Below are 1,569 nucleotides of genomic sequence, written 5' to 3'. Positions count from 1 at the left end.
TTATAGTGATGCACGTTCGACATTGGAAGGTTTGCGTATTCTTTACGATTGTCGTGGCCAGCAGTTTGATGAGGAAATTGTTCGAGCTTTTATTCGCTTAGTAGGAATTTATCCACCGGGGCATATTGTTGAGCTGACCAATGGCGAAGTTGGTATTATCCTATCGTGCCAAAGAAACAATAAGCTTCGCCCCAAACTGATTATTGTCAGGAATACTGAGAAGAAAAGCTGTGCTGAACGGATTGTTGATCTAAGTAATGAGCAAAAAGATCAGCATGGTAAGCCGCTTCGAGTTAAAGAAATATATACAGACGGGGCCTTTGGCGTTCAGCTTAAGGAATACAAGGCCAAAGGCTTAAACTTTGGCCTTGCAGTACAGTAATAAACCTTAAAGCCTGGTACTGAACTTTGAAGGAATGACGAAAGCGCTAACAGTCTTGCGGCAGTCTTAGAAGTTTGTTTTGCGCCCTTAGACGCTTTCTCGGCCATGTTGTGAACCCTTTTACTGCGTTGTGATTGATTTCTTCTGCTACAGCTCATTGCTCCTTTGCAGCACTTAAACCAACTATAAATACATTAAGCGTTTGGGGCTCAGTAAACCAATCATTGAAGATTTATGTTTTACCCTTGAAAGAGCTGCTAAACTTAAGTGAGTTGTGCACCTCACCGAATATTTACTTTTAATACTGAGCCTGAAAAATGAGATCTATTTTAATTGTTGAAGACTCTTCTACCGTTCGTGAAATGGTTACCTTTGTTTTAAAGGATGAACGTTTGAAAATAGTCGAAGCTGAGGATGGCTTGGAAGCGCTCGACTTGGCGAAAAAGCAGAACTTTGACCTAGTGATCACAGACCACAATATGCCTAATATGAAGGGAATTGATTTAGCCATTGCATTGAGGAATATGGAGTCTTACAAAGAAACGCCTATTTTGATGCTAACAACTGAGTCAGACCCTAGGCTGAAAAAAGTAGGTAAAGATACCGGTATAACTGGTTGGATTCTAAAGCCCTTGAGTCCTCAGCGCTTCAAACCAGCCATAGAAAAGCTGTTGGATATTGCCTAAGTCTTAGCAATTCTTGCCATTATGATCGATGATGCTCTTCTCACCCTGGCTTTGTCACCTATTCTCGTTCCGCAGGGAATCTATACTAAAAAAGTGACGCCTAAACTTCCTGAGCCTGAAGGTAGCCGTGAAGGTATTTTAGGTAACGGGGAGCCTTTGCGCATCTTAATTCTAGGTGACTCAGCTGCTGCAGGTGTTGGCGTTGATAGTCAGAACGATGCGCTTTTAGGGCAGCTGGTGTCGAAACTGTCGCAGTACCGCGCTATCGAGTGGCGCCTTTTAGCCGAAACAGGCTTGAAGACATCTGAGATGCTAGAGCGCCTACATGCGCTTGAGGCTTTTAAAACCGATGTTGTCATTACTTCCTTAGGTGTCAATGATATAACCGGCGGGACACGACTGAAACACTGGCTAGAGCAGCAAAGAGAGTTAAAACTGCTGCTTCAAGACAAGTTTCAAGCGCGTCATATCTTCTTGAGCAGTGTACCTCCCATGCATGAA

2 protein-coding genes and 1 pseudogene are annotated in these 1,569 nt (G+C 43.2%); all 3 read left to right on the top strand.

The features are described from left to right. Positions 1–382 (top strand): annotated as a pseudogene (locus A3756_RS28255) (HD-GYP domain-containing protein); the annotation flags it as partial. 317 nt (positions 383–699) lie between these two features. Then, on the top strand, positions 700–1,068 hold the full coding sequence (locus A3756_RS23665) for a response regulator (RefSeq protein WP_068508062.1): 369 nt from the start codon (positions 700–702) through the stop codon (positions 1,066–1,068). 21 nt (positions 1,069–1,089) lie between these two features. Then, the coding region (locus A3756_RS23660; RefSeq protein ID WP_197481503.1) for an SGNH/GDSL hydrolase family protein at positions 1,090–1,569 on the top strand (480 nt) is incomplete at its 3' end.

The organism is Oleiphilus sp. HI0086 (genome assembly GCF_001635225.1).
The sequence above is the reverse complement of the archived record's forward strand: the minus strand, read 5'-3'. Positions and strand labels throughout refer to the sequence as shown.